At 79.5% G+C, this 1,447-nt stretch carries 1 protein-coding gene and 1 pseudogene; both read right to left on the bottom strand.

Features of this window, described 5'->3' with window-relative positions; genetic code table 11:
- A partial coding sequence (locus ICW40_RS19705) for a hypothetical protein (RefSeq protein ID WP_221655678.1) occupies positions 1–382 on the bottom strand: 382 nt, incomplete at its 3' end.
- Positions 383–468: 86 nt separating this feature from the next.
- Positions 469–1,447 (bottom strand): annotated as a pseudogene (locus tag ICW40_RS19710) (hypothetical protein); the annotation flags it as partial.

Below are 1,447 nucleotides of genomic sequence, written 5' to 3' on the forward strand. Positions count from 1 at the left end.
GCCGGCGGGTGAGCGAGGCGACGGCCCCGCGGACGGCGCGCCAGACCGAGCGGACGACGACGAGCAGGGACACGCCGGCGAGCGTCGCCGCGACGTGCGCGAGCAGCACGGGCAGGGCGACGAGGACGACGAGCCGCGCAGCGCCGGGTGCGCCGGCGTCGAGCGCGAGCGTCCCGACCGGGCACTCCGCGTCCGGCCCGAGCAGCGCGAGCCGCACCCCGAGCGAGCCGACGACGCCGTCACCCGGCAGGCAGGGGTGCACGAGCAGCGCGCCGGCACCTACGAGGGCCGAGACGACGGCGGCGAGACCGAGCACGAGCGCGGCCGCCAACGCCGGCCCGCGGCGTGCGGGCCGTCGCGGCGTGCGCGGTGCACCGGTCATGGCGACCAGCCTACGCGCGGCACCTGACAGGGACCTGGGACCCGTCTGGGACCTCGGGGCACCCGTCAACGCCTTGGGAGCCTGGCTCAGCCGAGGTCCGGCGGGCCGGGCAGGGGCCACCACACGACGTCCTGCCCCTGGACGGCCAGCACCCCCAGGACGACCGCGGCCGCGAGCGCGAGGACGGTCACCGTGAGCGCACCCGGCCACCCGGGGGCGACGGCCGCGAGCACCCACCTGGCGCCCGTGCGCGTCGCGCGGCTCATCGGCCCGAACCACAGGGTCAGCAGGCCGGCCAGCACGGCGACGGCCAGCAGCGCCGGGGTCACCCACGAGGCGTTGTCGCCGAGGCCGGCGGGCTCCCCGGACGCGCGCTCGACGAGGACCCACCGCTCGGTGTCGAGCAGCCACCACCCGACTCCCCCGACCACGACGACGACGCTCGCGGCGACGAGCGCGGCGGCTGCCACCCCGAGCACGGAGCGGACGAGGTACCAGGGCCATGCGCCGACCGCGCGCGCCGTGTCGGCGCGGCCCGCGCCGCGGCGCGCGCGGCGCGCGTGCATCGCGTCGACGTCGAGCCCGACGCTGCGGACCAGCACCGCGAGGACGACGGCGACCAGGAGCGCGACGACCGGCCGCACGGCGCCGACGGCGACGAGCACGGCCCCGAGCGCGAGCACGGTGCCGACCCGACGCCGGGGCTCGGGCAGCGGCGCGGGCTCGACGACGCCGTCGCCCTCCCCCTCGTCCCCGTCCGGCGCCGCGCCGTCCGCGTCCCGGTCCTCCGCGTCGCCGTACGCGTCGCCGTCGTACGCATCGGCGTCGCGCTCGTCGTCGTAGCCGACGTCGTACGCCGCGCCCAGGTCCCCGTCCGCGTCGCCGTCGGGCTCGTGCCCGCCGGTCGCGACGACCGTGGTCGCGCCGCCCGCCGCCAGGACGGCTGTCGCCGGCACGCCGGCGTCGACCGGCAGCATGCGCGTCCCGCTCGGGCCACCTGCCGGTGCGGCGGTCACGGCCTCCGTGGCGTCGTCGGGCTCCGTCTCGCCCTGCGCCGCCCGGCGC

Origin of the sequence: Actinotalea ferrariae, from assembly GCF_019733465.1 — a bacterium.
Lineage (GTDB): Bacteria > Actinomycetota > Actinomycetes > Actinomycetales > Cellulomonadaceae > Actinotalea > Actinotalea ferrariae_A.